Raw genomic sequence first — 26,193 nt, 5'->3', positions numbered from 1 at the left:
ACGCCGCCACGGTCGGCTTGACCCGCCGCCAGTAGCCGTCGATGCCGCCTTCGAGGGCGAGCCGGATCAGGCAGGCGCAGGCCCGCGGCCACCAGCCCGCGGCCACCAGCCCGCGGTGACCGCGGCGCCGCCGAGCAGACCGGTGCCGCGCAGCAACTGGTCGGCCGCCGCCAGGCAGCGCTGTGGCGTCGGCGCGGTCACGACAACGCCGCCGCGAGGAAGCGGGCGTCCGCGACCAGTCCGGGCAGGTCCGCCAGGTACGCCCCGTGCACGCCTTCCCGACACGCCTGGTAGGCGTTCACCGCCCGTCGTCCGTGCCGGCGGCCGAGCCAGCCGAGCACGTCGCCGCCCTTGTCGGCGTCATCGAACGCCGCCAGAGCGACAGTGGTGGCGACCCGCCGCGACGCGTCCTCGATCGCGCTCTCGATGTCAGCGTGCGGTACGCCCCGCGCCACCCGGGTCCGCCAGACCGCCCGGTGGCAGGCCGCCTCCAGCGCCGAGCGGCACAGCTCCGCGACCACCGGCCCGCGTACCTCGGCGGTGATCTCCTCGTTGCGCGCCAACGCGTGGGCGTCGTCCAGGTAGCGGGTCACCGGGTCGGAGCCGGGCCGCAGGGTCACGACCGACTTTTCGGCCCGGGTCACCTCGATGATCCGCGCCTTGCCCAGGTCGAGCCGGCGCACCGCGTCCGGCAGACGCGTGTCGTGGGTGAAGACCACCACCTGCCGCTGCTCGGCAAGCTCGGCGAGCACCCGCGCGAGACCGTCCACCTTCGACGGGTCCATGCTCTGCACCGGATCGTCGACCACGATGAACCGGAACGGGCTCTCCGGGGCGCAGCTGCGCGGCAGGAAGGTGGCCAGCCCGAGCGCCTGCATCTCACCCTGACTCATTACGCCCAGCGCCGTGCCGTTGTCGGCGCCGTCCACGCTGACCGGGAAGACCACCCGCCGTCGGGTGTTCGCGCCTTCCAACGTCATAGCGCCCAACTCGACGTTGCTCTCCTGCCGCAGCTGCGCCCAGATCCGCTGGGAGTGCCCGGCGAACGGCTCGACCCGCTCGTTGCGGATCCCCGTACCGGTGTTCTTCAGCCAGGCGCGCGCGGCCTTCAACCGGGTCAGCGTCGCCTCCCGCGCCGGCAGGCCGCCGACGGCGGCCACCCACTCGCGCACGTCGGCCGCCGCCGCCCGCCAACCGGTGTCGCGCTGCCGCAGAAACCCTTCGGCGTACGCGCGGGCCGCGTCCGCCGCCGTCACCACCGCCGGGTACCGCGCGGCCAGGTGGTCGGCCAGGTCGGCCGGCTTCCCGGGTACGCGTCGCAGCGCGGCCACGGCATCGCGCAGCGCCCCGACCGACACCTCCGACCCCGGCCCCTCGGGCACCGCCAGGTCGTCGATCAGGTGGTGCGTCTGCCGCAGCAGAGCCGTCAACCGGGTCGTCGCCGTCTGAGCGGCGACGCTGCGCTGCCGCAGCTCGGTGAGCGACTGCGCGGCGGTGGCACGCCACCCACCGTCGAGGGTGCCGGCGGCGCACACCGGGCACGACCCGTCGCCCTCGTCGTCGTGGTGTTCGAGGGCGAGACGGAGCGGCTCGGCGCTGCGTAGCGCGGCCCGCGACCGGCCACCGTCATACCGCACGGCCTCAGCCGCCGCCTCCCGCAGCTGACCGGCCAGCCGGTTCACCTCGTCGACCGGCGGCATGTCGAGAGCGGCGAGCTCCCGACAGAGCAGCACCTCCCGGTCGGCCGTCGCCTCGTCCGGCTCGTCGAGGATCGCCGTCACCGCGGCGAGGTCGACCGCACCCCGGCCGCCCAGCAGCGCGGCGGTCCGCCGGGCCCGGTCGTCGGCGATCCCCGCAAGCGCGTTGGCCAGGGCGGTGCGCTGTGCGCGTACCTCCCTGATGGTGGTGTCGTGTGGCCGGGCGGCGCGCAGCAGACGCTGGTCGGCGTCGGTGAGCGCGTCCAGGCCGAGGATCGCGAAGAGCGCGTCGAAGAGCTGGCTCTGCGTGCCAGCGGCGAGCTTGCCCAGCTCGGCGGCGGTGAGGAACGGCCGGTACAGCTCCAGCGGCCGGGCCAGACCCAACTCGGAGAGGCCGGTGTGTCGACCTCGGGCGCTGGTGACGGTCACCTCGGCGTCGGCCAGCTCGGCCCCGACCGGCCAGGCACGGTTCACCCGCGTCGGCGTGGCCACCCCGTCGACGCGCAGCTCCACGTCGACCCAGCACGGGTCCGGGCGGTGCAGGTTGCGCCACCCCGTACGCCAGACGCTCGTCTTGTCGGCCCACCTGGCGCTGTCACCGGTGAGGGCGAGCTCGACGGCCTCGGCGAAGCTGGACTTGCCGGAGCCGTTGCGGCCCACGACCAGGGTGAGGCCCGGGCCGGGGTCGACCTGGAGGGTTCGCTCCGGGCCGACGCCGCGGAACCCGGCAACGGTCACCGACTTCAGCCAGATCCGTTCCGCTGGACCGTCGCTGGTGGGGGAGCGGGGGTCGAGCCTGGTGGGGGTGCCGGCGAGGGCGGCGGCCAGGTCGTCCTCGCCGGTCAGCGCGGCGAGGACCAGTTCGGCGGTCTCGGTCGGTACGTCAGCGGCGGCCGCAAGCCGCTCGAAGATCAGCTCGATCAGGGGCGCGGTGGACTGCGGAGGCTGGTTCATGGTGGTCTCCAGGCGTGTGGTGTCCGCGGACCGACGACTTGTCGGCCCGCCCGGGGGAGCGGTGGATGTGCGGGCTACCGCGGTTGCGCGGGTCAGACCGTGGCGTTCGCGTGCCAGTCGTGCAGGAACGCGTCGACCAGGGCGTGCGCCCGAGGACGCAGGTCGAAGGACTCCTCCCGCCGGCGGCGGGCCATGTGACACAGTCCGTCGGCAGCCTCGTTGAGCGGGTGGCCGCTGTGGCCCTTCACGTGCGCGAAGGTCAGGTCGGGTCGGTTGGCCACCTGGTCGGCGAGCCGGACCAGGGTCGGTTGATCCGACCAGCGGCGCTGCCGCAGGTTGTATCCGGCGGGCATCGCATCGGTTTCGCCGCCCTGCCAGCGGTGCAGATACCGCACGGCCGTCAGGCTGTCCAGCAGCACGCTCATGCCCACTGGCACCTCGTCATACCCGGTGAGCAGATAGTCGACCGCGCGCAGTTCGTCGACGAGCACCCGGGATCTGCCGGTCGGGTCGAGCCGGCCGGTGCCCCGCCCGAGCAGACCGTAACGGCCATCGCTGACGACGTACCCGATGCCACCGGCGCGGCCCTTCCAACTGGCGTCGGTTGCGGCCACCAGCGGGCCGGACGCCTGCGCCCAGCGGACTACCTGGCCGCGCCCGCGCTGCTGGTCCGGGCGCGGCGGGACATGCTCGGCGTGCTCGGCAGCGAGCCGCTCGGCTGCGTCGAGCAGTTCGCCGGCCGAGGTCAGCTCGTCATAGTGGGCGGCGGTGAGGGCGAGGTGGACGGCATCACCGATGCCCTGGCAGTCGTCGCAACGTGTGGCGCGGGTGTAGGGGCGAAGGATGAGGACGCGCTCGTGCAGTGGCGGGGGAAGTTGGGTCAGGGCGCGGAGGAACTCATCGGGGCGCACGACGCCTCCTCACGTCTCAGGGCGAGTTCAGAGGACCTTGATGGAGTCGACCTGGAGCAGCGCGACAGTGGTCTCGCCGCCGGTCTGGGTGTCGTAGCTGAAGGAGCCGAGGACCGTCACGTTGGCGCGGAAGATGTCGTCCTCGACGAGGTTGTCGAGATCGGATTCGGACCCGTTCAGGATGGTGTTGGTCTCGTAGTCGTAGTCTTCGGCCATTCGGCGGTGGGCGACGTCCGCGCGGAAGCTGTCGGTGCCGGTGGCCGCATCGAACTGGGTGACCCGCCCGTAGACGACGTAGGTCTTCCCCAGGTAGCCGTCCGGGTCCTTGGCGATCAGCTTCCACTGCCGTTCGGTCAGCGTCTTGTACGACGGCGGCTTCGGCTTCGGCAGCGGTGCAGCCTTGGTAGGGCTCGGGATGGCGCTGGTCGGGGCCGCAGTAGTGGGGGCGACCGGCGTCGGCGTCGCGCTGGTAGGAGTTGCCGCAGGCGAGCTGGTGGCACTGGCGGTCGTCTTCGGTTCGTCACCGTTGAACATGCCGATGGCAGCGCCGCCACACAAGAGAATGACGGCGAGTGCGGTGCCGCCGACCGCCCAGGCTCGCACGTTGGACCGCTTCTCGGGGGTGGCGGTGCCAGGGCCGGCGACCAGGTTGGCCCCGGGAGTCGGGCTGGCTACAGGCGACATCGAGGGCTGCGGCGGCTCGGTGGGCGGGTCGGGCGGCTTCGGGGTGGTCGGGTCGGTCATGGCGAGGCTCCTTCTGTGAACAGGTGGGCTGTGAACAGCCGGGGCGGGCGGTGGTTGCCCGCCCCGGGTCCGGTGAGAGAGGTCAGCCGAGGGTGACGTCGACGCCGCCGGAGAACATCGAGTCGTGCAGCTCGAGCTTGGTGAGCTTGACGTTCTTCGGGATGTCGAAGACCACGACGCCGTTGACCTGGTTGCCGGGGTTGATGTCGTTGAGGAACGTCTCGGCGTTCTTGTTGGCGTAGATGGCCGCGCCGGAGTCGGCGGAATACTCGGTGCCGTCGGCCGCGTACGCCTTCTGGCTGCTGCCGTCGAACATCTGCGCTTCCTTGCCGATGTTCTTCACGTTGACCGTGACCAGGCAGAACTGGCCCTGCGCCTTCTGGCCGAGCATGTCGTTGCCGATCTTGGCGACGCCGCACTTGGCGGACTTCACCGTGAACTCGAACTTGCCGTCGCGGGCCGGCTGGCCGATCTTGGCGGTCGCCGCCGGCTTCTCCTCGCCCTTGGCGTCGCCCTTGTCGCTGGTGGAAGTGCCGGCCTTGGTGCCGCCCTCGTCGCCGCTGGAGCTGCTCGCCTTGTCGGCGGCACCGGAGCCGCAGCCCAGGGCGATGAGACCGGTGGCGATCAGAGCGAGAGTCGTGGTCTTGCGCATCGTTGTCCTCCTGAAGTGAGCGTTGCGGGGTCAATAAGAGCATCGTCCGACAACACTGTCAACAGACAATCTCGTGCTTGACAGATGTGCGAGACTTTCGGCGTGCAGGAGAACCCGACCATCACGGCAGCGGAAATCGCCCGGCTCGCCGGCGTCGGTCGCGCTGCGGTCAGCAACTGGCGTAAACGGCATCCCGACTTCCCCGCCCCGGTGGGCGGGACGACGGCGAGCCCCGAGTTCGACCTGATCCAGGTCGAGCAGTGGCTACGCACCCAGGGCAAGCTCCCCGAGCTCGCCACCGCCGACCGGCTCTGGCGCCACCTCGCCGCGGCCAGCGACTCCCCGGCCGCCGGTCTCGCCGCGGTCGGCGCTTTCCTGCTGGCCCGACAGCGCGGCTCCCGCAGCGGCCACCCCGATGCACAGCTCGCCCCACTCCTGCCCGACGTCGACGCCCTCGCCGACGAGCTGGGCGCGCAGGGCGCGTTCGACGAGCTGTGGCAGCGGTTCTCCGCACCAGGCCCCGGCCGCCCCTTCGCCACCCCCGACGACCTCGCCGACCTGATGATCGGGCTCGCCAGCGTCGGCGGCGGCTCAGTGCTCGACCCGGCCGCCGGCTCCGGCGCCATCCTTCGGGCCGCCGTCCGCGCCGGCAGCACCTCCGTGTACGGGCAGGAACTCGATCCTGACCTGGCCAAACTCGCCAGCCTGTGGCTGGCACTGCACGACGTGTCCGGCGAGGTGAGCACGGGGGACTCGCTGCGCACCGACGCCTTTGCCGGCCGAACCGTCGACGCCGTCGTCTGCCACCCACCGTTCGGCGCCACCAACTGGGGCGACGAGGAACTCGGCCACGACCCCCGCTGGATCGTCGGCACCACACCCCGTACCGAACCGGAGCTGGCCTGGGCGCAACACGCCCTGGCCCACCTGCGGGTCGGCGGACACGCCGTCCTGCTGATGCCACCTACTGTCGCCAGCCGGCGCGCCGGCAAACGGATCCGCGGCGAACTGCTGCGCCGAGGCCACCTGCGTGCCGTCATCGCGCTTCCACCGGGGGTGGCGGCGCCGCACGGCGTACCCCTGCACCTGTGGGTGCTGCGACGCGCCGCGACCGACGCGCCGCCACCAGCGCGGGCGCTGCTGATCGACGCCGCCGGCGGTGACCTGGCCGACACCGCGCCGCGCGTGCTGAATGCGTGGCGGGCCTTCGCCGCCGCATCGGACGGCGACGTCGAGGAGGCCGGGTTCGCCCGCGCGGTCCCGGTCATCGAACTGCTCGACGAGGACGTCGACCTCACCCCCGCGCGCCGGCAACCCGCCGTCGTGGGCGAGGCAACGGGAGAGCATCTGGTACGCACCAGAGAACGGCTGGCCGCCATCGTCGGCGAGCTGCCGGCGCTGCTACCGCAGGTCACACCCGCTCCCGACGGGGCGGACGGCCTCTTCCTCACGGTGGGGGAGCTGGCGAAGACCGGGGCCCTTCAACTGATCGGCCCGGTCCGCGCCGGCACGTCCGCACCCGCGCCCGACGGGCCGCCGGTGCTCACCGTGCCGGACGTGCTCGCCGGTGTGGAGGCGTCCGGACGGGTCGACGACCGGTTCGGGCAGGAGATCCCGCTTGCTGTCGGGGACGTGGTGGTGCCGATGATCGCGCGGCAACTCACTGCCCGGGTGGTCACCGCCGAGGGGGCGCTGCTGGGGCGCAACCTGTACCTGTTGCGGCCCAATCCGGCGGCGTTGGATCCGTGGTTCCTGGCCGGTCAACTGCGGACGTCGGCGAACGAGAAGCAGTCGTCGAGCCTGTCCGGGACGATGCGGCTCGACATCCGGCGGGCTCAGGTGCGGCGGTTGCCGCTGGACGAGCAGCGGGCTTACGGGGCAGCGTTTCGGCGGCTTGAGGCGTTTGAGGCGGCGGTGCGGGAGACTGCGGTTTTGGGGGCGGAGCTGGTGCAACTCACCGCTGACGGGTTGGCGCGGGGGGTCGTGCGGCCGGACGACGCCGTCCGATGAGGGGCCGTGCTGGCCGCCAACCACACGGTCCGGCGTGCTGAGTCACCGTTCGGGGCCCCTGGCCGGTTCCTGCCGACTCTGCACGTGACGGCTGAGGGGCAGCGTCCATCGCGGTCGTGGTGCACAGTGGAGGGCTGAGCGGGAAGGCGTCGGTCGAACGACGGCGCCGAGATGCGTCGCGGGGGAGGTGGCGGACTTGCTAAGTCAAGATCCGGACGCGACACAGGAGTTGATGCATGCCTGGGCAGCCCAGCTGTCGGCGCGAGCTGAGGCTGCCACCGATCTGTCGGACCGGGTCGCGACCATCGCGTCGTCGGCGGTCGGCGCAAACGGTGCGGTGCGCGTGACAGTCGCTGCCTCGGGGGCGCTGACAGACCTTCGGTTGGACGACCGCGTTCAGCGGATACCCGGCGCCGAACTTGCCAGCATCATCATGGCCGCGATCGCCCGTGCACAGGCCGGGTTGACCGAGCAGGTGAGCATTGCGGTGCACGACACCGTCGGCGCCGACTCGGAGACAGGGCGGGCGGTCACCGACACCTTCGCTAGGCGGTTCCCCAAACCCGCCGATGAGCAGCCCGATCGGTGGGAGCGGGACGCCGGAAATGGCTGGTGACGCCGAGATGCAGATGTCGGTGGCGGCAGTGATCCGGCACGCCGCGACGGTCAACGACATCGCCGACAGCATGGAAGCCGCTCGTGGAGCGGCGGCGTACGTGCAGATGGGCGCTGAGGCGTACGGGCAGATCTGCGGGTTCCTGCCTCGGTTGATCGACCCGGTGGCGGACAGGGCGGTGACAGCGCTCGGAGGATCCGCCACGGCACTGCGTGAGGCGGCAGCCAACCTGCGGGCGGTTGCTGCCGCGACCGAAGCCGCCGACGCGGCGAGCGCACGACGACTTGCCGACAGTGGCGGCCGGTTGGAACTGCCGCTGTGACCGACATGGCGGCCAACCCGCTGGTGGTGGAGCGCCATGACTCGACCCAGTGGTACACGGGGCTCGGGTTGGTGGAGGACGTCACGGACACCGTGGCAGGCATCGAGTCGGGAAGCTGGATCGACTCGACGATCGGTGGTGTCGCCACCTCGATGGACGCGTTGGCCACCGTGCTCGACCCGCTCGGCTCGCTGGTCAGTTGGGGCGTCGGCTGGTTGCTTGAACACGTCAAGCCGCTCTCGGACGCGCTGGACTGGCTGGCCGGCGACCCGGATCAGATCGACGCGTACGCGGCCACGTGGCGCAACGTCGCGAAGCAGAGCACCGACGCGGCGGCTGATCTGCAGGCGGCCATTTCGTCGCAGCTCGCCGAGTGGGATGGCGCCTCGGCGCGCGCCTACCGGGCGCACATGTCGGGCCAGGTGCGGGCGATGGAAGGCATTGCGCGAGCTGCCGGCGGCATCGCTTCGCTGGTGGAGGGCGCGGGGCTGCTGGTGGCGCTGGTCCGCGAGTTGGTCCGGGACCTGATCGCGGACTTCGTGTCGGTGCTGGCGGTCCGGCTGCCGCTCTGGCTGGCCGAGGCCGGCGCGACGCTGGGCATCGCGACTCCGTTGGTGATCTCCCAGGTGAGCAGCCTGGTGGCCAAGTGGGCGGCGCGGATCGGCAGGTTGATCAGCGCCCTGATCAGCAGCCTTCGTCGGCTGGCCCCGCTGCTCAGCCGCCTGGGCGACCTGATCGACGAGCTGAACGGCCTCCTGCGGCGGGCGGCCCGGGCCGACCCGGCCAGCCCGACGAACGGCGCCACACCCGGCGGGCGCCCAGGGGCCTGGGGAGAGCCGGACCTGGATTCGATGGGGCGCCGGTCGGATTGGGAGGACCCCTCCGCACATCCGCAGACGCCGCCACCGCCGGATGCGAACCTCCCGGCGGGAGATCCGGTCTACCACCGCCCGAACAGCACGGCGATCGGCTACGACAGCGCAACGATGCGCAACTTTGACGCCGTGGCACCGATCCCCGGCCATCACGATGTGGTCGTGCACGGCGAACGCACCGGTCTGTTCCGGCCGGGCCTCGTGGGCGCTGACGGTGCCGACCACCCTGCCAACTTCACTCACCCACAGCAGATCGCCGACGCCATCCGCGCCAACCCGCACTACGACGGTGGCCCGGTGCGGCTGGTCTCCTGTCACACCGGCACCGTCGCCCCCGAAGCCGGCGTGCCACCAGCGGCGCAACAGGTCGCCGACGCCCTCGGGGTGCCGGTGACAGCGCCGACGGACGCGGTCGGTGTCGACCGGTATGGTCCCGTGGGGCAGACCCCGGTGATCCGGGGCGACGGAGTGTGGAAGACCTTCTACCCGAATGGTGGGCGTTGATGAGCGGCGGTCAGTTGAAGGCAGCGGGAATGTTCCGCGAATTCGGACCGGTCCGCTCCGCCGAGCCGCAGGAGAGCATCTTCGACAGCGTCGCCGACGAGGAACTGCCCGACCTCACCCAGGTGGTCAGCTATTTGAACTCGGGACACATCCTCATCGACGTGATGGACGTCGCCAACGACGCCTTCGACTCGACCCGGCAGGTGATGAACGGCTCGACCGTTATGACCGACGGTGACTGGCTCTGGCGGAAGGACCTCGCCTACTACGTGCGGCGTCACCGCGTCGCATTGCCGGCGGATTTCCTCGCGCTCATCCGCGAGCGTGACTACGTCGTCCCTTCGAGGGATGTGCCGGAGTTGACGGCTTGTTCGCGGCAGGCCCGCGACCTGATGTTCTGGAACAGCTGACAAGCTTTCTGGTGTCGTCAGATATCCGACGGCGGCGCATCGAGTCGTCTGAAGTTTGGATTCAACGTCTCACAGGAACCGCCATTCGGACACTTCCTCGTCGGAAGTTCAACGTTGTACGGTCATGCGTCCGCCATGCGTCAAGCCGACAGGGCAGACGAGCAGTTTTGGCGGGTGTCATCGTGAGGGGGACGAATGACGCTGGGCAGAATCGGCGGCTACGAGTTGGTCCGGCCGCTCGGCTCAGGCGGTATGGGCGACGTGTTCTTCGCGGTGTCGCCGACCGCCGAGCGGGTCGCCGTAAAGGTGATCAAGCAACACCTGATTGAGGCGCCGACGGTGCGCGAGCGGTTCGCCGCCGAGGTCGACAGCCTCAAGCTGGTCTTCGGGTCCCGGGTGGCCCGCCTTGAGGGCGCCGACCCGTACGCGAATCCGGCCTGGCTCGCCGTGGAGTACGTCCCCGGCGCCACACTGCGACAGCATGTCGACGCACGAGGGCCGCTTCCGTTGCCGTTGGCCGCCATGGCCGGAGCGATGCTCGCCGAAGGTCTCGCCAAGGTGCACCAGGTCAAGCTGCTGCATCGCGACCTCAAGCCGCAGAACATCATCCTCGGCCCCGACGGCCCCAAACTGATCGATTTCGGCCTGGCGGTGCTGATCGAGCGGGACGACTACCTGACCGAGCCGGGCGCCCTGGTCGGCACTCCCGCCTACATGTCGCCCGAGCAGGTCAAGGGTGAGCGAGACCTCACTCCGGCGGTCGACGTCTATGCCCTCGCCGCGACGCTGGTCTTCGCCCTGACCGGGCGTGGGCTCTACCCGCCGACGAACTCCTGGAACCTGCTGCTGCGCATCAGCGAGCCCAGCGACCTTCCCGACCTCTCCGAGGTGCCGGCCGAGCTGGTGCAGTTGCTCGGCACGATGCTCGCCTTCGACCCCACGGCGCGACCCGGTCTGACCGACGTTCGCGCGCGGTTGCTCGCGGTCGCCACCGCTGCCAGCGGCAAGAGTGTCCACGGCCTGCGCCAGGAAGTCGCCGAACTCACCTACGACGGTGGCACGGAGCTGCTGGTCCCTCCGGACCTGGATGATCCGCTACAGGACCCGGAGGGCACGCCGGTCATCGAGTCGGACACCGTACCGGTGCCGGAGACGACACCCACGAAGGTCGACGCCAAGCGGCCCAACGCGCCAGCCGATGTGACGTGGCTCGTCGACAAGATGCGCCGCCAGTACGCCCGCCGCTCGACCCTGTAGGAAGGCACCACCGATGACCACCACCCAGGCCGCGACCTTCGCCCCGGGCTCCCGCATCGTCGTCCGCGACGAGGAGTGGCTGATCCGCAGCGTCAAGACCGGCACCGCGGACGGCACGATGGTGAAGGCGGTCGGCGTCTCCGAGTTCGTGCAGGACGTCGAGGCGACCTTCTTCACCAAGCTTGAGGACATCACGCCGCTGGTGCCCGAGGAGACGGACCTCATCCAGGACACCTCGTCGCGGTTCCGGCAGAGCCGCCTCTTCCTGGAGGCCGTGCTGCGGCGTACTCCACTGCCCCGCACCGAGCGCGGGCTGGCCCTCGCCGACCGGTTCCTGCTCGACCCGCTGACCTACCAGCAGCGACCCGTCGAACTGGCCCTGTCCGGCCTGCGGCCGCGGATCCTGCTCGCTGACGTCGTCGGCCTGGGTAAGACCCTGGAGATCGGGCTGATCCTCGCCGAGCTGATCCGCCGGGGCCGAGGTGAGCGCATCCTGGTTGTCTCGCCGCAGCAGGTCCTCGAACAGTTCCAGCGGGAGCTCTGGACCAGGTTCGCGATTCCGCTGGTCCGGCTCGACTCGACCGGCATCCAGCGCATCCAGCAGGAGATCCCCGCCGGGCGTAACCCGTTCACCTACTTCAAACGGGCCATCATCTCGGTCGACACCCTCAAGGACGCCGGCCAGTTCGGCCATCACCTCGATGCCACGACCTGGGATGCCGTCGTCATCGACGAGTCGCACAACCTCATCAACAAGGGCACCCAGCGCAATGAGCTGGCCCGCCGCCTGGCCGCGAAGACCGACGCGTTGCTGCTGGCGAGCGCGACCCCGCACAACGGCGACAAGGAGTCGTTCGCGCAGCTGATCTCGCTGCTCGACCCGGCGGCGATCGCCAACGAGAAGGACTACCAGGCCAGCGACATCGCGCACCTCTACCTGCGCCGCACGAAGATCAGCCCGGAGGTACGCGACCAGATCGGCGACCGCTGGGCCGACCGCGGCCCGTCCGAGGCCCTGCACTGCACGGCGACCTCGATCGAGGAACAGATCTTCGACGAACTGACCGATGTGTGGTTGGCCGGCAAGTGGACCGACGAGCCAATCACGGGGCAGCACCGACTCTTCCCGTACACCTTGTTGAAGTCGTTTCTGTCCTCGCACCGGGCCTTGCACGAGACGGTGACCAACCGGCGCAAGAAGGCCACCGGCACCGAGCGGGCGGCCCTGGACCGGCTCGCGGAGCTGACCTCGGCGATGACCGACACCGACTCCAGCAAGCTCAAGGGGCTGGTCGACGAGCTGAGAAAGATCGGCGTCGGCAAGAACAGCGCAACCCGGGCCGTGGTCTTCTCTGAGCGGGTGCCGACCATCAAGTGGCTCGCCGAGGTCGTCCCCGGAATGCTCGGCCTCAAGCCGAACGCGATCCGGGTGCTGCACGGCGGTGTGGCTGACAAGGACGAGCAGACGATCCTGCAGGAGTTCGAGCTGGCCGGCAGCGACGTCCGGTTGCTGTTTACCGGCGACGTCGCCTCTGAGGGCGTCAACCTGCACCAGCAGTGCCACCATCTGATCCACTACGACATCCCGTGGAGCCTGATCCGGATCGAGCAGCGCAACGGCCGGATCGACCGCTACGGGCAGAAGCACCAACCGCAGTTCCGCGCGCTGATCCTCACCTCCGACCGTGACGACGCCAAGGACGACCGCACGGTCGCCGAGAAGCTGCTCAACCGGGAGGAGACCGCCCACCGCAGCCTCGGCAGCGTCGAGGCGGTGACGGGCCAGTACGACGCCAAGGCCGAGGAGGACCGGCTGGTCCGGGACCTGCTCGCCGGCAAGTCGGTGGACGAGTCCTACGAAGCTGCCCACGCCGAGGTCGACGTGATGGCCGACCTCTTCGCCGACGTCGGCACCGCTCCCGTGGCGGCGGACGTGCCCCACGCAAAGGTGCCGAAGCTCTTCGACTCCACGCAGGACTTCGTCGACGCCGCCCTGTACGAGATCTACGAGGACCGGCCCGAGGACCACATCGACCTGCGCCGCGAGGACGAACTGATGACCTTCCTCGCCCCTGACGACCTGGTGCACCGGCTCACCGACCTGCCCCGCACCTACCTGCGGGCACACCGGGAGGGCGAGGACCTGCGACTCAAGGTCACCTTCGACCGCGCGCTCGCCCAGCGCAAACTCGACCAGGCCCGGCAGAGCAAGACCCCGATGTGGCCGGACATCGCCTTCCTCAGCGACGTGCACCCGATGGTCGACTGGCTGGTCGACAAGGTGCTGATCCGGCTCGGCCGCCAACAGGCCCCGGTGCTCACCGCCGACGTGACCGCGCCGACGTTCCTGATCCAGGGCGTCTACGCCAACCGCCTCGGTCAACCCACCGTCGTCCAGTGGATGGCCGTCTCCGACCTGCCCGCGTCGCCGACCATCCGACCGATGGACGACGTGCTGCGCGAGGCAAACGTCGGTCCGGCGATGGTCAACCGCGCCGAGGCCATCGCGATCGACCCGCTCAAGGATCTGCTGCCGGAGGCCGTCCAGGTTGCCCGGCAGTATCTGGAGGGCAAGCGCGCCGAGTGGGCCGAGGCCAACGCCGAGCCGTTGCAGCGGCACCGCGAGCAGCTGAGGACCTTCCGGCAGGCCAGCCTCCTCGATGAGCTGCCCGGCGCGCACAGGGAGAAGCGACGCCAACGCGTCGACACCACCGTCCAGGAGCAGAACGACCTGCTCGACCGCCTGGAAACCGCCGGCGACCCGCTACTACGGGTGCTCGCCGTCCTCGTACCGTCGCAGGAGAGTGCCGCATGAGCGAGCGTAGCGAGCGAATCATCAGGCTGAGTGCGATGGTGCCTCAGGGCGGCACGGAGCGTAGCGGAGTGCCGGCATGAGTTTCGAGTCGCTGACGAACCGCGGCGAGTACCTCTCCGCGCACTACCTCGCCGAGATCCTGCCCACCACCCTCAAGGGCGGCCTGCTCAAGCAGTGGGCCGAGCAGGAGAAGGCCAACCGGGTCACGCCACGCGCCGGGCTGCGCGGCATGCGTCGGCAGTACTTCGACGCCAAGACCGAGCTGACCGACGCCGACTTCTTCGACCCGGAGCGGCTGCGCAAGCAGCACCAGGACGTGCTGCGGGCGCTCGGCTTCGACCCGCAGCCGCAGACCATCACCGTCGAGCGCAACGGCCAGGAGTACGAGGTCCACGTCGCCCACGCCGAGCTGACCACCGCGCACGGCATCGTCGCGCTGGACTGCGGTTGGGCGGTCGACACCGAGGCGGCGCAGGACCCGGACGACGCCGGTCGCCTGCTCGACCCGCTCACCCTGTCGAGCACCGAGAGCATCGAGACGGGTGCCAAGCTCGCCTCCCTGCTCTTCGCCGCCGACAGTCCGAAGCCCCGCTACGTGCTGATCCTCAGCGGCGGCGTGATCACCCTCGCCGACCGCACCGTCTGGGGTGAGGGCCGCTACCTGGCCGTCAGCCTCGACACCGCGTACGCCCGCAACGACGACAAGGAACTCGACGTCGTCGCCGCGCTCTTCGGCGCCGACTCGCTGCGCCCACCCGCCGAGGGCGGCACCGAACCCCTCGCCGACCTGGTGGCCGGCTCCCGCCAGCACGCCGTCGGTGTCTCCAGCGAACTCCGCGAGGGCCTGAAGGTCTCCGTCGAACTCATCGCCAACGAGGTCCTCGACCAGATCCGGCGGGCCGGCTACCACCCGCAGCAGGTGATGGACCTCGACGAGCTGGCCAAGGAGTTGGGCCGGGAGTCGCTGCGCTACCTCTACCGGATCCTGTTCCTGCTCTATGCCGAGGCGCGTCCCGAACTGGGGGTGCTGCCGGTCAACGACCCCCAGTACGTCGAGGGCTACAGCCTCGCCCGCCTCGGTGACCTCGTCTCCCGCCGCCTCGCCCCCTCCGCCGAGGACGGCACCCACCTGTACGAGTCACTCAACCTGCTGTTCCGCATGGTCAACGAGGGTCACCGGCCGCGTGGCGGCGCGGAGGTCGAGGACAAGGCCAGCGAGGGGGAGGGGCTGCGCTTCGAGCCGATGCGCTCCGACCTGTTCCTGCCCGAGAAGACCAAGCTCATCGGCCGACTGATCGCCGAACCGGGCAGTGACCCGGACGACGAGCACGCTCCGAAGATCGACACGCGGCTGCGCAACAAGGTCCTCTACGAGGTGCTGCGCCGGCTGATGCTCACCAAGGGCGGCAAGAAGCGCCGCGGCGGCTTCATCTCGTACGCCCAGCTCGGCATCAACCAGCTCGGCGCGGTCTACGAGGGCCTGATGTCGTACACCGGTTTCGTCGCCACCGAGCAGCTCTACGAGGTCGCCAAGAACGGCGACCCGAAGGACGGCTCGTGGATGATCCCGGCCTCCAAGGTCGACGAGTACGACGATGGTGTCTTCGTCTACAAGGAAGACGCCTACACCGGCGTCCGCAGCCGGGTCAGCTACCAGCCCGGCCAGTTCGTCTACCGGCTTGCCGGCCGGGACCGGCAGACCAGTGCCTCCTACTACACCCCGCAGTCGCTGACCGAGGTCACCGTCCAACTCGCCCTCAAGTACCGCCTCGACCAGGACGACACGATCACCCCGGCCCGCGAACTGCTGGACTGGACCATCTGTGAGCCGGCGCTCGGCTCCGGCGCGTTCCTCAACGAGGCGATCAACCAGGTCGCCGCCGAATACCTGCGCCGCCGCCAGAAGGAACGTGAGGTCACCCTCGACCCGGAGCAATACCACCTCGAACTCCAGCGGGTGAAGGCGTACATCGCCCTGCACAACAGCTACGGCGTCGACCTCAACCGCACCGCCGTCGAGCTGGCCGAGGTGTCGCTCTGGCTCAACGTCATGCACGCCGGCCTCCAGGCCCCCTGGTTCGGCCTGCACCTGCAACGCGGCAACTCGCTCATCGGCGCCGGCCGGAAGACCTACACCGCGAAGCAGCTCGCCGACAAGTCGTGGCTCACCACCGCCCCGAAGGAACAGCCCTTCCGGGACGGGCCGATCGACGAGGGCACCATCCATCACTTCCTGCTCCCCGCCGACGGGTGGGGCGCGGTCGCGGGTGAGAAGGAGGCCCGCGAGCTGGCGCCGGCCGAGACCGCGAGATTGAAAGCCTGGCGTACGGCGATGAAGCGCACGCCATCCGCCAAGGGGAGGAACTCGCAGGTCCAGCGGTTGCAGGCGCTGGCTCGGCGGGTGGAGTTCCTGTGGGGGCTGGTGCAGCAGCGGCTCGACATCTCCGAGCGGGAGATCCGCCGCGACATCGCGGTCTGGGGTGCTGAGGACCTGCCTCCCGTTATTGAGGCGGTGCCCCGGGAGGAGATCCTCGCCGACCTGACCGCGCCGGGGACGCCGTACTGGCGGCTCAAGACGCTCATGGACGTCTGGTGCGCGCTGTGGTTCTGGCCGCTCGACAAGGTTGGGCTGCTTGACGGCTCGGATCCGGCCTACCCGGCCGCGCCCGTCCAGGTGTCGCACATCAAGGACGAGCCGGCGTACGAGGAACCGGCCGTCTACGAGACACCGGACATTTTCGGCAATGTGCAGCCGCAGCAGATGAAGCTGCCTACCAAGCCGATTGGTACCCGGCGGATGACGGTGGCGGAACAGCTCCGGCGGCAGGTGCCGCTGTCCGACCTGGATGACTGGCTGACCTTTGCCGAGGCGCTCATCGGCCGTAGTGATGTGGACGAGAACACCGAGAGGTTCTACGGCCGGACGCTCACCAGCCTGAGCGAGATTACTGAGTTCGAGCGGAAGCTCGACGGCGTCATCGGCGTCGACTCGCCTTGGACGCTCTCCGACCGCTTTCCCTGGCTACTCGCTGCCGATCAGATCTCCGGACGGCAGGGCTTCTTCCACTGGGAGTTGACCTTCGCCCAAGCGTTCGCTAAGGGCGGCTTCGACCTCCAAGTTGGCAATCCGCCGTGGGTTAGGCCGCGCTGGGAAGCGGATGCGGTCCTCGCCGAACGTGAACCGTGGTTTAGGCTCGTTCAGAAGCCGTTAACAGAAACAGTGCAGCATCGACGGTCCCTGCTCCTTGGGCAGGAGGCGAGCCACGCCTACTACTGTTCGGAATTGACGGTGAATTCCGGGGCGGTTGCCTTCCTTGTTAACGCCGCGACGTACAGTTTGTTGGCAGGGACGCAACCTGACCTCTATCGAGCCGTCATGTGTCAGGTGTGGAGAAACCTTGGGGTTGATGGCGCGGCCGGACTTGTGCACCCCGACACGCACTTCGGGGGAATTAAGGAAGGCGGGCTTCGAGCTGCGACTTATAAGCATCTGAGGTTTCACGCACATTTCCACAACCGGCGTGGCGTATTTCCCGACATTCATGTTAATACTGAGTTTGGGATCCACGTGTATGGCCGCGAGAAGGATACTGAGTTCCAGCATGTTAGCTGGCTATTTGATCCGGCTACTTTAGTCGCGTCACTTGATCACGATGGGTCGGGGGAAGCGCCCGGACAGAAGTACAAGGGCCGATGGGATCTGCGCCCCCATCGATCAAGGATGACAACGGTCAACGAAGAAATGCTAGGCGTCTGGCGACAGTTGCGTGGCAAGCTGGACGAACCCATATTGCATACTCATCTCGCTTATCCAATCACGCTCGAAGAGAGTCGAGCGATCGCTGCTCTTTCTAGGTTCAGTCGTCGGCTTGCTGCTTTCAGTCCTCGCATCAGCCGTGGTTACGATGAAGCTAACGCAAAAAAGGAGGGTCTTATTCGGCACGGCGTGGGTCGAGTGGAGCTGCTAAAGGAGGTGGTCCTGCAAGGCACTCACATTGGTGTCGCAACGCCGTTCGTGAAAGAGCCAAACAATCCTTTCCGTAACGGCCAAGATTGGGTTGCGCACGATTTAACGAAGTTGGATGAAGGGTTCGTTCCCCGAACGTGCTATGCGCTGACTGATCCCGAGGTCGTGAGCCCGTCGCCCCGCGATCGCTGGGGCGGGCGACACTATACCGACCACTATCGTCTGACGTGGCGTAAGATGATCGCATTCGACTCGGAGCGCTCGCTTTTCGCTGCTCTCGTTCCACCTGGTCCTGCTCACATCGATTCACTGAGGAGTATGGCTCTATCCTCGAATTACCTCACCGCTCTCACGGCCGGGTTCTGGTCGTCAATTCCACTCGACTATATTCTTAGGATTATCGGCGCATCGAACTTCGATGTTTCGGGTGCCTTAATGATGCCTAGTCCGGACGCGGACCACCCACTGGCTGCTGACCTGCTGCTTCGCACGCTTCGTTTGAATTGTTTGACTGATGCGTATGGCGATTTGTGGCATGAGCTTTACGAGCACACTTGGCCAAATTTCACTTGGGCTGTGGAGTGGTCAGGACTGCGCCCGATTGGTGCCGACGTCGTTGAACACTGGGAATGGACGATACCACTACGAACTGAGTATGAACGTAGAGCTGCTGCTGTCGAGATTGACGCGCTCGTCGCTGTTTGGTTAGGAATAGGAATCGAAGACCTCCTAGCAACTCTCCGATCCCGTTATCCTATTATGTCTGACTATGAGGCCAATATGTGGTTCGATGGAGCTGGACGCAGAGTTGCGGCGGTGCACCACGCTTTCGGGTACGGACAGAAAAAGGAGCACTACGAGCAGCTGGCCGCATACCGGAATGACCCGGAGCGGAATCCGGTACCTGAGGGATACTCGGTGCCGTTCTACAAGGCGGATCGGGAGAACGAGTATCGGCAGGCCCATGCCGTGTTCAGTAAGCGGCTTCAGGATGCGATCGAGGCGGGCTGGCAGCCGTCGTAGCCCGCTACTCTCTTCCACTTTCGGAGTAGAGCAGATGGCTACGAGTAACCACCAGAAGCACCAGGCCGGACGGCACCTCACGACCACTGAGGCCTGTTGCGCGGCTACTCGGCCGGCCTGCAGGGCCGCACACCTCCGTGAAGGTCGACGGCAAGACGGCGGCAGTGCAGGTCGCCGCGCAGGGAGCGCTGGATGATCACGGACATCGGAAGGATGACAGCAAGGTCGACCGACTTCTGTGTCTGTGGATGTGACCGATGGACGCCGGGACTTTAATGTCGTACCTGGAGACGATCCGCGTGGCGGAGTTCGCGAGCGGCACGACGAGTTCGTGGGCGAGCGCGGGTGGTGTTCGCCCGCGCAACCCGGACAGCCGGCACGCGGCGATTTACCTGGCGCACGTGGTAGCGGGTCGCTGTTCGGCCATGCGGCACAGCCCGTCGCTGGAGATGCGGTTACCCGACGGGTTGCGCGACGGGGGCGCCTCCGGCACGCCGCCGAGCAGCGCTCCCGTCTGAGGTGCGGCTCAATGCTTGGACTGGGCGAACCGGACGAAGCTAATCCAGGCGGCGGGTGAGAATGCAAGAGCCTCTCCGGCCGGGTCCTTGCTGTCGCGTACTAGAACGAGGCCGGGCAGGTTATCGGCGACCTCCAGGCAGTTGCCGTTGTTGTCGCCGCTGCGGGTGCTCTTCCGCCACTGGGCACCGAGCAGGTCGTCAGCCATGGTGGACCTCTTCCTTGATCTTGCCGATCATTCTTCTTGATTGTTCCTCATCAAGTGCGAGGTCGAGGAGGCTCGCCCAGACCTTCTCGTAGACCGCGAACTCGTCCGGCCTGTCAAGGTAGAGGGCACCGGTTACCGATTCACAGTAGACAACAGACTGATCAGGGACGACCCGGTTGACGAGTGGGAAGTCGAGCATGACGAAGGCCCCCGCCAGTGCGCCGTAGTGTGCGCCAGCCGACAGTGGCAGCACGCGGATCGACACGTTGGGTAGCTCGGTTCGGTCAAGAAGGCGGTCCAGCTGTTCGGCCATGGCTGCTGGGCCGCCAACGCGTCGAAGCAAGACGGCCTCCGAGAGGACCCATTCCAGCTGGGGTGCCTTCGGAAGCCGGCGGACGAGGACCTCCTGTCGGCGGCGGCGGACCTCCAGAACTTCTTCCAACTCGTCAGCCGGCATGTTGGGACGGTTCTGGTAGACACCGCGCGTGTATCCCGGAGTTTGAAGCAGGCCAGGGATCAGGGTGTCGTCATGCTCCCGGAGCCGGGAGGCGGCGGATTCCAGGCCGACGTACAGCTCGAACCAGTCGGGGACAGCGTCGCCATACGAGTGCCACCAGCCCTTGGCCTTGGTCTCAGCGGCCAAGGCGGTGAGGGCGCCGGCCAGGTCGGGCGTGGCCCCGTACAGCTCGCACATGGCCTTGACGTCGAGCGCGCGGACGGGGCCGAGACCGGTCTCGATGCGCCACATCTTCTGTCGGCTGCACTGCATCGCCTCGGCCGCGCCGTCCAGCGTCATCCGCGCCTCGGTGCGCAGCTCGCGCAGCGCCCGCCCGAGCTGCCGTCGCGGCACTGTCGATCCCATGTCGTCGGCCATCGGCTCCCGCCCTCTCCACGTTGCATTTTGTTACATCCGGACGCCAGCGGTGAAACGCGCGGTTGTTGCCCCTGAGAGTCAATTCCATTGGATGCTGACACGCAAAGCGATCACGCCTCTGACCATACAAGACACCCCCGACGGCAGCCATGGACGCGCAATTCCGACGCACGTTGAATCGGCGTACTGTCGGGGCTGGAATGGTGTTGGGCGAGGTTTAGAGTTCGTAGCGAATCCGGGCCAGGCTGCAGGTGAGCAGGATGCCGAGAACGACCAGCCCGACCCTGATCCAGGGCACGTCTCTGCTCGGCCGGAAGCCGATGGAGAGCGCCACCATCAGTTCGGGCTGGCGACGTCGAGGCAGACGTTGCGGTCAGAGCCAGGAACGGGCGGGCAGCGGCGCGTCCCAGTTGGGCGGCCCAAGCTGCCACTCGTACCCTCTGATGCTTGTGGCAGGGTGTCCGGTGCGCCGGATGACCGCCTCATCCGCCGCCGTCGAGGACCCGGACGACCAGGACCGTGCCATCCCGGCCGAACGAGTACACGCTGCCGTCGGCCGGCAGCGCCGCTCGCCTGCCGAAGAAAGTCGGCGCATCCCTCAGGTAGGCGCCGACCCGGCCGTCGGCCAGCTCGCGGTATAAGCGGCTCTCCACGCCTCGGAAGACCTCCAGGACCCTGCCCCGGCCCAGGGGCGCGCGGTGCCGGGTGCCCTCCGCAGAGAGCCCGTTGGGTAGCGCAAACGTCGCGGCGCTGCTCGTCGCCCATGCCGGGTCCAGGTTGAACAGCCCCGGCTGGAATACCGGATCCTCCGTTCCGCGCTGGCGGGGTGTGGCATACCCGCTTGCGGCTGCGCTGTTGCCGGCGAAGAGCAGGGCGGTGGCCGCCACGGCACGGGTCAGGATCTGAGTGAACCAGCCACGCTCCTGCTCGGGTATGTCGAAGACCTGGGGTGCACCCGGCGGCAACTCGTCGGCGAGGTCCGGTTCGGTGACGGTCTCGTCGGCCGGTGACGGTGGTCCGGTCGGTGCCTGTCTCGCTTCGACCTCGTCAGGGGTGGCCGTGCGCGGTCGCCAGAACTGGTCCTCGGGGCTGGTGCTCAACAGGTTGTCCAGCTCTTCGTCGTCGCCTGACCACAACTCGTCATCTCCGGGCGGATCGAGCACGTAAGCGGTGATCCCCGTTTGGGTGAGGTGCGAGGCGACCATCAGCGACGGTGGGTGGCTTCCGCCCACCGACAGCGCCTCCACCTGCACGGCGGCTCGGGCGAGCTGCCCGTGAATGAAGCTCGGCGGCTGGTGGGTGCCCTTGCACTCCAGGATCACGATCTTCATCCGCCTGCGGGTCTTCGTGGCGTGGTGACCGAGCAGGATGTAGTCCGGTCGCTTCTTGGTGCGCGAGACTGACTCCACCGCACCGACCCCGTCCACGAAGCCGGCTTTCAACGCCACCTCTGCGTCGACCGCGTGGAATGTCCAGCCCCGATACTGCCGGCGCAGCAGATTCTTGGCGACGACGAGGGCCAGGCCGATGCCCAACTGCTCGGACTGGGTCACCTTGTGGTGGTAGACGACCTCGTTGGCGTCCGGCGTCAGCGCAAGAAGCCCACCGCTTCTTGTCAGCGTGGCGCAGTAGCGGACGGCGGCCCAGTGCCGAGCCACCTGCGAGAGCGGGGACGCGGTCAACAGGGTGGTGGCGACCCCCAGCTCGTGCAATACCTGTGCCGGGCTGGTCCGTATCCCGCCCTTGCCGACGTCCACCGGGGTCAACGTCTTGTGGTGCCAGTACGCCTCGCGCGTCTTGGCGTGTGTCTCGGCGTACCGGAGCACGTCGTCGACGAGCTGATCGGAGGAGTTGAGCGCCAGTAACGACTGATAGCTCAGAGACCGTACGAGGGAATCAATCTCCACACGCCCACCCCCGGTGCTGACGCACTGCACGAGACAGGCACCCAGAGTGATCGAAGAATCTCAGAGTGTCAATGCCGTGCGAGTGCGTCAGCTCGCTACGTGGGCAGCCCGAAAACCGAGAGGAGTCGGCGTACGGGATGAATTGCTAGGCGCAGCAGCGGGTCACAACGAAACGATGACCGGCTGGACCTGGACGTTCTTGGTCAGCTGCTGCGGCGACGGGACGGGCGTGCTGATGTTCACCGATGTGTTGTAGCCGTAGATGACGACCCCGTCGAGGTGGTTCGCGCCCGGCCAGTTCGACTCCAGGCGGACCGCCATTTGAGTAGGAAAGTTGGTCACCTCCTCGGCGCACGACCGGATCAGGACGACGCTCGGGGTGGCGGTCAGATGGGTGGCCAGCATCCGGGCCAGCTTCTTGTAGGTCCAGCCCCAGTCCTTGGCGCCGGCCTCGGCGTCACCGATCTCCTCGTCGTTGCCGTGCGCGCGGATGCACAGCGGCTCGCCCGCCTGCACCCCGGCCAGGTAGGTGGCCAACTGCCGATCCGCCTCGGCCTGCGTGAGCCCGGCGTCGATGGGCAGGAGCGCACCCCACGCATCGGCACCCGATTCGGGTCCTTCAGATTGACCGCGTGTATTTGGATCCTGCGTCGCCACGATGAACATGACATGCTCCTCCGGGCTGGCTGCCTTATTGAACCGACGAGAGCAGGTTAGCTTGGTGGTCGAAGAAGCGCCCTGTCGGCTATCCGGCCCAAATTGCCCCGGTCGCTTTTCGGACAACTGTCGGCGATTGAGACAGAATTTACTGATCCCGGTCATCGAGGTGCAATTCCTGCAAGCGCAATTGGTGTTCGATCTAAGGGACGTCTCGTAACTCGGGGCAGCTTGGACGAGGTGATCCGGGAGGTCCGTGATCGATGGCTGCTGCGTATTGCCGGACGAACTCGACGCGGGAGGCGACATCGCTGCGCGGCAGGGTACTGAGCTCGTAGCCGTGGTGGGTGTAGGCAGTAACCATGGCGTCGTGGGTACGGACGGCTTCGGCGAAGTCTTGGTGTCGTTCGCTGTCAGTGCTGTAGATCTGCGGCCAGGGCGGGGCGATGAACACACGCTGGTGGTAGCGGAACAGCTGCGCTGCGGCTGTCACGTGGGCGGGAACGGGCTGGCCGAGTAGGAGGTAGTAGCCGACCATGTCCGGGATCCCCCGGTCGAAGAAGACGGGCCCGGGATGCTGGCTGGCTTGGCGGTAGGAGCGGATCTCCCAGCTGAGCATGATCTCGGCGAACAGTCGTGAGTCGCCGGTGTGCAGCGCCTGGCCGCCGATCGACAGCTGGTCCTGGATGATCTGTCGTCCCGCTTCGTCGATGCAGGCGTGACCGGAACGCCGCAAGCTGTCGATCAGCGTGGTCTTGCCGGCACCGGGTCCCCCGGTGATGACGATGTACTGGCTGCTCACGTCGTCCTCTCTGATAGGCGTCTGCTCCTCGTGCCCCCAGCGTCTGTCCGCTGAAGACGGTCATCGAGGATGCGTGGGTGCAGGTGATCTCCGCAGCCCGCCAGGAGTGGATCTTCCCGTTCACGGGGCTGACCCCCGCCCAGTTCCGCAGGCTGGTCCGTCTCGTCGCCGAGCGTGGCGGGGACGGCATCGCTGACGGCCGGCCGGGCCGACAGTGGGCCCTCGATCTTCCCGACCGGGTGCTGTTGGTCGCCGTCTACTGGCGCACGAACCTGACGATGCGCCAGATCGGCCCGCTGTTCGGGGTGTCACACTCCGCGGCCCACCGCGTCATCGACACCCTCGCGCCGCTGCTGGCCCTGACACCGGTACGTAAGCGGCCGGTCGAGCAGATCGCGATCGTCGACGGCACGCTGATTCCCACCCGTGATCACCGCCTGGCCACCCGGAGCAAGAACTACCGGTACTCGACGAACCTGCAGGTCGCCATCGACGCCAGCACCCGCCTGATCATCGCCGTCGGCGACCCACAGCCCGGCAACCGCAACGACACCATTGTTTACCGCAGCTCGGGCATCGACCAAAAGTTGAACGGGCGGCCGGTGATGGCCGACGGCGGCTACCGCGGCAACCCCGAGGTGATCATGCCCTACCGTAAGCCCGCCGACGGTGCCGATCTGCCCGCCTGGAAGGAAGCCCTCAACGTCGAACACCGCACTGTCCGGGCAGGGGTCGAACACGCCCTGGCCAGGATGAAATGCTTCAAGATCCTGCGCGACTACCGTCGCGCCGCCCACACATTGGCCGACGCCGCTTCCGGCATCGCCAACCTCCACAACATCATCCTGACCGGCTGACCACCGGCCCGGCGCCGAGCAACGCCTTCACCCAGTTACGAGACGTCCCTTAGTACCAAAAAACTACCGGCAACCTATGCCAGCAGGTTGAGGTGGGCGGCGAGGCGGCGCTTTGAGGGGTGGTCTTGAGCCCGAGAAGGACGGCTGAGGCGCTTGCCGTGGAGCTTTGCGTAGGACGAGCCGGCGAGGCGTTCGGAGACGACGAGGCTGCCTTCCTGGTTGACTCCGATGAGATGCAGATCGAACAGCGTGTGCAGGTCCGCGCGAAGAAGTAACCCGTTGGTGAGCAGATTGCTGCGCGTTCCCCGGTACCCGTCGATGTGCGCCGCTTCGAGGACCTCCACGGCTCGTTCGCCGGTGACGGCGCACGCCCGCCGTAGGCACCGAGCAGGCCTTGCCGGAAAGCGTGCTGCCCTTGACGTTGAACGATGGTCCGCAGGGTACGGAGCCGGGTGTCTTCACGAGGGCTTGGCTCGGAGCCCAGGTCAAGAAGCGTCAGCTGCTGGGTCGTCAGCCATTCGTCAAGCACCTCTGCGGTGTGCTGGTTGGCTCGGACAGCTGCCCTCTGCGCGATCTGGCCGAACGTCGACCGTCGGATCGGGTCGTGCATCAGGCGCTGCGTGGCGTCAAGGTTCCAGACCAGCGATGCATGCCAGAAGTCGCCATCGAAATCGATGTCGATGGCTTGAGTAAGCGCGCAGATGTACTGGTAAGGGGTCGACGCGTAGACCCAGATGGCGTCACCAGGACGCATCTGACGGAAGCCCGTTCCCAACACCCACCGATCAACCTCGCTGCGGCTTTGCCGGATATCGCTGAACAGCTGCTGCGGCGATACCTCGGTGTCCCCGTTCGCGGTGTCGAGGTAGTAGTTGCTTTTCTCGTTCGTCGGATAGATCCAGTGAGTGACCGGCATGGTTCTCCGTCCTACAGGCCGCGATCCTTGCCTTCGCGCCACGCGATCACGTCGAGGATGCGCAACGCGCCGATCTCCTCCGGAAGCTGCAGCACGTCGCGTAGACGCATCAGCCGGTGGTGCAGCGCGAGATCATTGGCGCGCAGTGCCGCGCGCAGTGGCTCCCACTGGGCCGGGACCGTGTCGGTCACGGCAGCGACCACCGAGTCCCAGATGGGTCGCAGGCGTGGCCGCTTCCGCGCCAGTAGCTTCGACGCGGTAATCGTACCGACACCCGGGATGGAGCGCAGCTCATCCATGATCCGCCAACCAGCCCAGGTGTGGTCGAGGAGTGCGCCTTCGTTGGCCAGGTCACGGTCCGGGCCGAGGGTTTCGAGCAACTCGGAGAACTCGTCCGATCGATCACGAAGCAGTGCACGTACCGCCGTCTTCGGTGCGTCGATGGAGAGGAACTTGATCGCGATCAGGTCCTCGGCCGTGAAGCGCATGGGGTCGCTATCGGTCGACCAGGTGTCGAAGTACGCGCCGTCCGCACAACCGTGTCCGAGATACGGCGCACCGTAGTAACGCTTCAACAAGGCGATGGCGGCAGCGTCATCGGATCTCTGAAGCGCATCAGGTAGCCGGAACGTCATGATCGGACCCTGCCAGCGTGGACCAGGAGTGTCTATGGACCTAACGGGGCAGCGCCCTGCACCT

22 protein-coding genes are annotated in these 26,193 nt (G+C 67.8%); 10 read left to right on the top strand and 12 right to left on the bottom strand.

All coding sequences use genetic code 11. The features are described from left to right. Positions 1–66: 66 nt before the first annotated feature. From GA0070619_RS33830 to GA0070619_RS15550, 5 genes are all read right to left on the bottom strand, one after another. On the bottom strand, positions 67–201 hold the full coding sequence (locus tag GA0070619_RS33830; RefSeq protein WP_269458507.1) for a hypothetical protein: 135 nt from the start codon (positions 199–201) through the stop codon (positions 67–69). Beyond that, positions 198–2,651: an AAA family ATPase gene (locus GA0070619_RS15565; protein WP_088948741.1), complete on the bottom strand. Its 2,454-nt coding sequence runs from the start codon at positions 2,649–2,651 to the stop codon at positions 198–200. Before GA0070619_RS15565 ends, GA0070619_RS33830 begins: the two co-directional genes overlap by 4 nt. Before the next feature lie 92 nt (positions 2,652–2,743). Beyond that, entirely contained in the window at positions 2,744–3,562 is an 819-nt protein-coding gene (locus GA0070619_RS15560) for a ribonuclease HI (RefSeq protein ID WP_088948740.1), read from the bottom strand. Positions 3,563–3,589: 27 nt separating this feature from the next. Continuing rightward, positions 3,590–4,306 carry a hypothetical protein gene (locus GA0070619_RS15555; RefSeq protein WP_088948739.1) on the bottom strand — a complete coding sequence of 239 codons (717 nt, stop codon included), beginning with the start codon at positions 4,304–4,306 and terminating at the stop codon, positions 3,590–3,592. Positions 4,307–4,388: 82 nt separating this feature from the next. Further along, positions 4,389–4,958, bottom strand: a complete 570-nt coding sequence (locus GA0070619_RS15550) for a DUF4352 domain-containing protein (protein ID WP_088948738.1) — start codon at positions 4,956–4,958, stop codon at positions 4,389–4,391. Positions 4,959–5,042: 84 nt separating this feature from the next. Here GA0070619_RS15550 and GA0070619_RS15545 point away from each other — a divergent pair, with 84 nt between their 5' ends. From GA0070619_RS15545 to GA0070619_RS15505, 9 genes are all read left to right on the top strand, one after another. Next, positions 5,043–6,968 (top strand): N-6 DNA methylase, encoded by a 1,926-nt coding sequence (locus GA0070619_RS15545; RefSeq protein ID WP_231927433.1) that lies wholly within the window; start codon positions 5,043–5,045, stop codon positions 6,966–6,968. A gap of 187 nt (positions 6,969–7,155) precedes the next feature. Continuing rightward, positions 7,156–7,584: a YbaB/EbfC family nucleoid-associated protein gene (locus GA0070619_RS15540; protein WP_088948737.1), complete on the top strand. Its 429-nt coding sequence runs from the start codon at positions 7,156–7,158 to the stop codon at positions 7,582–7,584. Further along, complete coding sequence (locus GA0070619_RS15535) at positions 7,574–7,906, top strand: hypothetical protein (protein WP_088948736.1); 333 nt, start codon at positions 7,574–7,576, stop codon at positions 7,904–7,906. Before GA0070619_RS15540 ends, GA0070619_RS15535 begins: the two co-directional genes overlap by 11 nt. 5 nt (positions 7,907–7,911) lie before the next feature. Then, on the top strand, positions 7,912–9,285 hold the full coding sequence (locus GA0070619_RS33110; RefSeq protein ID WP_231927481.1) for a WXG100 family type VII secretion target: 1,374 nt from the start codon (positions 7,912–7,914) through the stop codon (positions 9,283–9,285). Continuing rightward, entirely contained in the window at positions 9,285–9,695 is a 411-nt protein-coding gene (locus tag GA0070619_RS15525; RefSeq protein ID WP_088948734.1) for a hypothetical protein, read from the top strand. Before GA0070619_RS33110 ends, GA0070619_RS15525 begins: the two co-directional genes overlap by 1 nt. A 195-nt stretch (positions 9,696–9,890) precedes the next feature. Then, a complete protein-coding gene (locus tag GA0070619_RS15520; protein WP_088948733.1) occupies positions 9,891–10,952 on the top strand; it encodes a serine/threonine-protein kinase in 1,062 nt (353 codons plus the stop codon). A gap of 13 nt (positions 10,953–10,965) precedes the next feature. After that, positions 10,966–13,767, top strand: a complete 2,802-nt coding sequence (locus tag GA0070619_RS15515) for a helicase-related protein (protein WP_088948732.1) — start codon at positions 10,966–10,968, stop codon at positions 13,765–13,767. Positions 13,768–13,843: 76 nt separating this feature from the next. After that, positions 13,844–18,757, top strand: a complete 4,914-nt coding sequence (locus GA0070619_RS15510; protein ID WP_088948731.1) for a DNA methyltransferase family protein — start codon at positions 13,844–13,846, stop codon at positions 18,755–18,757. A gap of 257 nt (positions 18,758–19,014) precedes the next feature. After that, positions 19,015–19,275 carry a hypothetical protein gene (locus tag GA0070619_RS15505; RefSeq protein WP_088948730.1) on the top strand — a complete coding sequence of 87 codons (261 nt, stop codon included), beginning with the start codon at positions 19,015–19,017 and terminating at the stop codon, positions 19,273–19,275. 8 nt (positions 19,276–19,283) lie between these two features. Here GA0070619_RS15505 and GA0070619_RS15500 read toward each other — a convergent pair whose 3' ends face one another. From GA0070619_RS15500 to GA0070619_RS15480, 5 genes are all read right to left on the bottom strand, one after another. Next, complete coding sequence (locus GA0070619_RS15500; RefSeq protein ID WP_088948729.1) at positions 19,284–19,481, bottom strand: DUF397 domain-containing protein; 198 nt, start codon at positions 19,479–19,481, stop codon at positions 19,284–19,286. Beyond that, the gene (locus GA0070619_RS15495) at positions 19,474–20,355 is read right to left on the bottom strand and encodes a helix-turn-helix domain-containing protein (RefSeq protein ID WP_088948728.1); all 882 of its coding nucleotides are present in this window, start codon (positions 20,353–20,355) and stop codon (positions 19,474–19,476) included. The genes GA0070619_RS15500 and GA0070619_RS15495 overlap by 8 nt, the downstream gene beginning before the upstream one ends. Positions 20,356–20,837: 482 nt before the next feature. Next, positions 20,838–22,262 carry a hypothetical protein gene (locus GA0070619_RS15490; protein WP_088948727.1) on the bottom strand — a complete coding sequence of 475 codons (1,425 nt, stop codon included), beginning with the start codon at positions 22,260–22,262 and terminating at the stop codon, positions 20,838–20,840. 162 nt (positions 22,263–22,424) lie between these two features. After that, positions 22,425–22,928, bottom strand: a complete 504-nt coding sequence (locus tag GA0070619_RS15485; protein WP_088948726.1) for a hypothetical protein — start codon at positions 22,926–22,928, stop codon at positions 22,425–22,427. 193 nt (positions 22,929–23,121) lie between these two features. Further along, positions 23,122–23,721 (bottom strand): AAA family ATPase, encoded by a 600-nt coding sequence (locus tag GA0070619_RS15480; protein ID WP_197699630.1) that lies wholly within the window; start codon positions 23,719–23,721, stop codon positions 23,122–23,124. A 77-nt stretch (positions 23,722–23,798) separates the two neighbouring features. Here GA0070619_RS15480 and GA0070619_RS15475 point away from each other — a divergent pair, with 77 nt between their 5' ends. Continuing rightward, on the top strand, positions 23,799–24,578 hold the full coding sequence (locus tag GA0070619_RS15475; protein WP_088947817.1) for a transposase family protein: 780 nt from the start codon (positions 23,799–23,801) through the stop codon (positions 24,576–24,578). A gap of 49 nt (positions 24,579–24,627) precedes the next feature. Here GA0070619_RS15475 and GA0070619_RS34215 read toward each other — a convergent pair whose 3' ends face one another. Both GA0070619_RS34215 and GA0070619_RS15465 read right to left on the bottom strand, forming a co-directional pair. After that, positions 24,628–25,494 (bottom strand): hypothetical protein, encoded by an 867-nt coding sequence (locus GA0070619_RS34215; protein WP_231927432.1) that lies wholly within the window; start codon positions 25,492–25,494, stop codon positions 24,628–24,630. Positions 25,495–25,505: 11 nt separating this feature from the next. After that, complete coding sequence (locus GA0070619_RS15465) at positions 25,506–26,129, bottom strand: DUF6308 family protein (RefSeq protein WP_088948724.1); 624 nt, start codon at positions 26,127–26,129, stop codon at positions 25,506–25,508. Between the last annotated feature and the right edge of the window lie 64 nt (positions 26,130–26,193).

The sequence above is a fragment of the Micromonospora zamorensis genome (assembly GCF_900090275.1).
Classification (GTDB): domain Bacteria; phylum Actinomycetota; class Actinomycetes; order Mycobacteriales; family Micromonosporaceae; genus Micromonospora; species Micromonospora zamorensis.
The sequence above is the reverse complement of the archived record's forward strand: the minus strand, read 5'-3'. Positions and strand labels throughout refer to the sequence as shown.

Coding starts and splice junctions, on each gene's coding strand:
- GA0070619_RS15555 (WP_088948739.1), bottom strand. CDS start 4,306: ATGACCGACCCGACCACCCCGAAGCCGCCCGACCCGCCCACCGAGCCG.
- GA0070619_RS15520 (WP_088948733.1), top strand. CDS start 9,891: ATGACGCTGGGCAGAATCGGCGGCTACGAGTTGGTCCGGCCGCTCGGC.
- GA0070619_RS15510 (WP_088948731.1), top strand. CDS start 13,844: ATGAGTTTCGAGTCGCTGACGAACCGCGGCGAGTACCTCTCCGCGCAC.
- GA0070619_RS15495 (WP_088948728.1), bottom strand. CDS start 20,355: ATGGCCGACGACATGGGATCGACAGTGCCGCGACGGCAGCTCGGGCGG.
- GA0070619_RS34215 (WP_231927432.1), bottom strand. CDS start 25,494: ATGCCGGTCACTCACTGGATCTATCCGACGAACGAGAAAAGCAACTAC.
- GA0070619_RS15565 (WP_088948741.1), bottom strand. CDS start 2,651: ATGAACCAGCCTCCGCAGTCCACCGCGCCCCTGATCGAGCTGATCTTC.
- GA0070619_RS15515 (WP_088948732.1), top strand. CDS start 10,966: ATGACCACCACCCAGGCCGCGACCTTCGCCCCGGGCTCCCGCATCGTC.
- GA0070619_RS15535 (WP_088948736.1), top strand. CDS start 7,574: ATGGCTGGTGACGCCGAGATGCAGATGTCGGTGGCGGCAGTGATCCGG.
- GA0070619_RS15550 (WP_088948738.1), bottom strand. CDS start 4,958: ATGCGCAAGACCACGACTCTCGCTCTGATCGCCACCGGTCTCATCGCC.
- GA0070619_RS33110 (WP_231927481.1), top strand. CDS start 7,912: ATGGCGGCCAACCCGCTGGTGGTGGAGCGCCATGACTCGACCCAGTGG.
- GA0070619_RS15525 (WP_088948734.1), top strand. CDS start 9,285: ATGAGCGGCGGTCAGTTGAAGGCAGCGGGAATGTTCCGCGAATTCGGA.
- GA0070619_RS15505 (WP_088948730.1), top strand. CDS start 19,015: ATGGACGCCGGGACTTTAATGTCGTACCTGGAGACGATCCGCGTGGCG.
- GA0070619_RS15485 (WP_088948726.1), bottom strand. CDS start 22,928: ATGTTCATCGTGGCGACGCAGGATCCAAATACACGCGGTCAATCTGAA.
- GA0070619_RS15500 (WP_088948729.1), bottom strand. CDS start 19,481: ATGGCTGACGACCTGCTCGGTGCCCAGTGGCGGAAGAGCACCCGCAGC.
- GA0070619_RS15465 (WP_088948724.1), bottom strand. CDS start 26,129: ATGACGTTCCGGCTACCTGATGCGCTTCAGAGATCCGATGACGCTGCC.
- GA0070619_RS15545 (WP_231927433.1), top strand. CDS start 5,043: ATGTGCGAGACTTTCGGCGTGCAGGAGAACCCGACCATCACGGCAGCG.